General features: G+C 41.7%; 4 protein-coding genes and 1 pseudogene. 2 read left to right on the top strand and 3 right to left on the bottom strand.

Annotated elements, in window-relative coordinates:
* The 3 genes and pseudogenes from GXZ17_RS09020 to GXZ17_RS09030 all read right to left on the bottom strand — a co-directional run.
* Positions 1-141 (bottom strand): annotated as a pseudogene (locus tag GXZ17_RS09020) (methylglyoxal synthase); the annotation flags it as partial.
* A gap of 23 nt (positions 142-164) precedes the next feature.
* Positions 165-1202, bottom strand: a complete 1038-nt coding sequence (locus GXZ17_RS09025; RefSeq protein ID WP_409376957.1) for a zinc-dependent alcohol dehydrogenase — start codon at positions 1200-1202, stop codon at positions 165-167.
* Between the two features lie 77 nt (positions 1203-1279).
* Positions 1280-2461, bottom strand: coding sequence for an MFS transporter (locus GXZ17_RS09030; protein ID WP_409376958.1), 1182 nt, complete (start codon positions 2459-2461; stop codon positions 1280-1282).
* Positions 2462-2672: 211 nt separating this feature from the next.
* Between GXZ17_RS09030 and GXZ17_RS09035 the strand changes: the two genes are divergently transcribed.
* Both GXZ17_RS09035 and GXZ17_RS09040 read left to right on the top strand, forming a co-directional pair.
* Positions 2673-3536: a sugar phosphate isomerase/epimerase family protein gene (locus GXZ17_RS09035; RefSeq protein WP_409376959.1), complete on the top strand. Its 864-nt coding sequence runs from the start codon at positions 2673-2675 to the stop codon at positions 3534-3536.
* A 386-nt stretch (positions 3537-3922) separates the two neighbouring features.
* Positions 3923-4827 (top strand): autoinducer 2 ABC transporter substrate-binding protein (locus GXZ17_RS09040; RefSeq protein ID WP_409376960.1); only part of this gene is annotated, 905 nt, incomplete at its 3' end.

Consider the following 4827-nt stretch of genomic DNA (forward strand, 5'->3'; position numbering starts at 1 on the left):
ATCCCAGAAGAAAATTAAGAGGTCTATTTCTCCATCAGCAATTTTAGCGCCAATTTGCTGATCTCCTCCCCAGGGTCCACTCTTAAATTTATACACCTGGAAGCCAAGCTCTTCTTCCAGTAAAGTACCTGTGGCTCCTGTCTCAGCAGTTTTCATTTTTTAATTTACCTTGCAGATTGTTTAAGTACCACTTTGATGGCTTTCTCCTCCGGATTTGTTAAAGTTTGGAAGGCTTTTTCTGCTTCGTCTAAGGTAAAAACATGGGTTAGCAGTAGTGTCGGGTCGATAGCGCGTTGGACCAAAAGGTCGATAGCCATAGGAAAATAGTGGTTGGGGATAGCATGGGAAGCCCGTAGTTGAAGTTTTTTGAAGTGGAATTCGTTGGCGTCAAAAGTAACTTGGCTTCCTGCTCCAAATTCGATACCATTGAAGGCAATGATGCCCCCGAAGCGGGATATTTGAATAGCGTCTTTGATTGTCCGGGGAGGTGCGGTCACAATCACTCGATCAACTCCTGTAGGCACAGCAGCCAATATTGTTTCTACCACGTTATTTTCTTCATAACTTAGAATTACATCAGCACCCATTTTGTGGCCTATTTCTAAACGATAAGCTCCTCGGGGAGTAGAGCGATTGGAACCCACGAGAAAGACTCGACGAGCACCTTGCAGTTTGGCAATTTTAACAGCCATTAATCCGATGGGGCCTGGACCAAAAACAACTACCTCATCATTGAGCTCAAGACCGGCTCTTAATGTTACATCTAAAGCTACGGTGAGGGGCTCAGCAAGACAAGCGTGTGTTAACTCCAGCTGTTTTGGGTCGTAATGATGCACCATGTCGTACCGGACAACCAAATAGTCGGAGAAGCCGGCTTGGTCTGACATGTAGGTGGTCAAATTCTCACAGTATTGAGGGCGTCCATTTTTGCACTGCTTACATCTCCAACAAGCAGCATGATTCTCAATGATTACCCGGTCGCCAACTTGAACTCCTTCTACTCCATCGCTTGCTTTTTCAACAATTCCCACTGCCTCATGACCCAGTGGAGTCCATTCTTCATTGTACCGGAGAAAATGTATGTCGGTACCACATATACCTCCTGCTTCCACTCGCACTAGTATTTTACCGGGTTGCAAGTCAGGTACGGGTAAATCCCGCCATTCAAGCTTGAAAGGTGCTTTTCCAAAAAGTGCTCGCATGGATTTCCTCCAATATCCTTTGTATTTATAAGGTCATTATAACAAATGTGAAAGAGTTTGAAATAACGAATTTTAATTTATTTGGTTTTTTGTTCTCTTTCTAAAACCAGCAAAACAGGAATAGAGGCTAACTCGAATAGCGCAGCCAGAATAATTAAATAAGAGAGAGAGATTTCGTAAAGTATTCCCATCAAAGCTCCTCCGAGGAGCCATGATAATCCGTAGATGGTATTGAAAATTCCATAAGCTGAACCTCTACGGCTTATAGGAGTCAGGTCAGCTATCGCTGCTCGCATTATGGTTTCATGAACACCTAAAACTCCTCCCCACAAAATCACTCCGATGATTACGGAAGCAATACTATTGGAAAAAGCCAAAAAGGGGATAAAGAGAGAAAGTAAAGGGATAACCATCAGAGTTTTTAGTCCCACTCGGTCATAGGCTTTTCCTATTAAAATAGCTACTATAGCGTCGACTCCCATAGCCAGGGCATAAAAAGTGGGAATCTGGACATCACTCATGATTGACTTTATTTTGAGGTGGTAAGAAATGAGCGGGAAGTTAGCAAATCCTGCTACGGAGAGAAAAGTAAAAAGAGAATAGAGAATAAATACCCTGGAAAATATTTTACTGTCTTTCTCTTCTGGTTCTTCAGAAGTTTCCAGTTTCTCAGGATGAGGTAGCTGGTTTCTGGCGATGACCAGAATAACTATAACAATTAGGGCTGGTATCCAGAGAATGGAAAACCCTGCACGATAATCGCCACCAAAGAATATAATAAAAGAGAAAATTAGGGGGCCTACAATAGCTCCAATCTGGTCTAACGCCTCATGGATGCCAAAGCCAAATCCTCGCCCCACTTCTTTGGTAGCGTAGGAGAGAATGGTATCTCGGGCTGGAGAGCGGAAAGCCTTGCCTGCTCTTTCCATAATTATAAATAGGGCTGCTACCCACCAGCTATTAGCAAAAGAAAGGAGAGGGATAGAGAAAATGAGTCCATAACCAATGAAGGTGAAGAACCAGTAGGCCTTAGTTCGGTCAGCTATAAAACCGGAAAGAAGTCGGAGAGCATATCCGATGAATTCACCCAGACCCCCGACTAAACCTACCGCAAATGCACTCGCTCCTAAAAGAGCTAAATAAGGACCGGTAACCCCTCTTGCTCCTTCGTAAACTATGTCACCGAACAGACTTACCAATCCCATGAGGACTATAAATCGTAGGGCTCTGGCTTTTCTTTGAGAGACTTCCTTATTCATCTTTTTCCCTCCTCCTATTACTGGTGGTGGTATTATAAATCTGGTCTGATGTCTTTTCAAGATGACCGTATATTACGATTATTTTAGTAATTAGCGTAATTACTTGGGGGTTATTTTTAATAACATCTAAAGATGATAAAATAACAATGATGATAAAAAATTAAAAATAAAAGTGAACTTATTTAAAAAATGACAGGGGGAGGCAGTTTAAATGTTTAAGTTTGGAGTAGATACTTTTATCTGGTCGGAAGCTTTTTCAGAAAAAGATCTGTGGATTATTCCCAAAGCAAAAGAATTGGGGTTTGAAGTTTTGGACATATCTATCAGTCATCCAGAGAGCTTCCCCACAAGTTTAGTGAAAAAGAAAGTAGAGGAAGTGGGGATAGAAGTTGTGACTACCACCACCCTGGGTGAGGAAACCAACCTTATTTCTCCTGACTCGGATATCAGGGCTCAAGGGATTAAACATATGAAACTTTTGATAGATATCAACGTGGAGTTAGGCTCTAAAATAACCGGGGGAGTAAACTACGCTGCCTGGGGGTATTTACCAGGAAGACCAAGAACGGAAGAAGAATGGGATTGGTCTATTGATGCCATGCGAGAAATAGCGGAATATGCCAGGGAGAGAAGTGACCTCATTATTGCTGTAGAGCCAGTTAACCGGTTTGAGACCCATTTTTTAAATGTTGCTGAAGATGCAGTGCGCTACTGTAACGACGTGGGAACGGGGAATGTGAAAGTGCATCTGGATTCTTTCCACATGATTCGGGAAGAGACGAGCTTCAGGGGAGCAGTAGAAACTTGTGGGAAAGAGTATCTGGGATATGTTCATGTGTGTGAAAATAATCGAGGAATACCGGGGACGGGACTGGTACCCTGGAGAGAATTTTTTCAGGCTCTAAAAGATATTGGATACAATGGACCTTTAGTTATTGAATCCTTTGACCCCAGTTTTGAAGAGCTAAACCGGCAGTGTGCCATCTGGAGGAAATTAGCTGAAACTGGGGAAGAGCTGGCCATAAAGGGATTGCAGAACCTCAAGACTATTGCTCAAGAAATTGAGAAAGAATAGTTTCAGTTTTATATCCTGTTGTTACAAAGCATAGGTGGTAGAGATTGCTTGGTCTAATTGAGAGAATGATATATTTTGGGAGCTCTAGGAAGTGGTTAGCACATAGAACAACCACGGAACTGGGATAAGAAGGGTTGACTTTAAGAATAAGTGCTGTAAAATAAAATTTGAGTTTTTGTAAAATTTCTTGTGGGCTTTTTCTCAAAGACCGAAAGCCTATCAGGGAGAAAGGGGGGTATACTTAGATACCTAAAATCTAGGAGCTTGTTAGCGAAAACGGTAAATTAGTGGAAAAATTGTAAACTATGTTAGAGATAGTTTTAGGGAAAACTTTGAAAATAGTGTGGCCAAGAATTGTGTAAAATAATGTTTATTAGGAGGAAACAATGAGGAAATTTAGATTATTGTTGTTGGTTTCAACCCTTATGTTGTGGGCATTTCCCATGTTTATGGTAGCAGGGGCCGCTGATGATACTGATTTTGAAATTGTTTTAGTAGCAAAACTTGAAGGAGTAGCCTGGTTTGATAATATGAGATTGGGAGTCGAAGAATTTGCTAAGGAAACCGGTGTAAACGCTTATCAAATTGCTGCTGCTACGGCTGATCCAGCATCTCAAGTTGCTTTGATTGAAGACCTTATTGCTAAAAAGGTAGATGCTATAATAGTGGTGCCTAATGACCCGGTAGCATTGGAGCCAGTATTTAAAAAAGCAAATGATGCTGGAATTATCACTTTAACCCATGAGTCATCGAACCAAAAGCAGGTGAGCTTTGATGTAGAAGCTTTTGATAATGAGGCCTATGGAAGGCATATGATGGATGTTATGGCGGCAGATATGAACTATGAAGGAGAATATGCTTGTTTTGTCGGCCACCTTACTTCACCAACGCATAATGAATGGGTTGATGCTGAAATAGCTCAACAAAAAGAGAAGTATCCTAATATGAAATTAGTAACCGACAGATTAGAAGAACAGGAAAATCAGCAAATCGCTTATGAAAAAACTTTGGAGCTTTTAAGAACTTATCCTAATCTGAAGGGGATTATGGGTAGCGCTATGAGCACCGTTCCGGGAGCGGCTTTAGCCATAGAGGAAATGGGTCGCATAGGTAAGTGTGCAGCATATGGTACTTGTTTGCCATCGGTGGCTTATGATTATCTTAAAAATGGCTCTGCAAGATCGATTCACTTTTGGGTTCCTGCCGATGCCGGATATGTGTCTTGTAGAGTAGCTTGGGAAATTTTGAAAGGTAACGAAATTAAAGAGGGTATGGATTTAGGAAAGCCCGG

The organism is Candidatus Sordicultor fermentans (genome assembly GCF_012728195.1).
Lineage (GTDB): Bacteria > Atribacterota > Atribacteria > Atribacterales > Caldatribacteriaceae > Sordicultor > Sordicultor fermentans.

Excerpts from the sequence above, each read along its gene's own strand:
- GXZ17_RS09025 (WP_409376957.1), bottom strand. The coding sequence starts at position 1,202 with ATGCGAGCACTTTTTGGAAAAGCACCTTTCAAGCTTGAATGGCGGGAT.
- GXZ17_RS09030 (WP_409376958.1), bottom strand. The coding sequence starts at position 2,461 with ATGAATAAGGAAGTCTCTCAAAGAAAAGCCAGAGCCCTACGATTTATA.
- GXZ17_RS09035 (WP_409376959.1), top strand. The coding sequence starts at position 2,673 with ATGTTTAAGTTTGGAGTAGATACTTTTATCTGGTCGGAAGCTTTTTCA.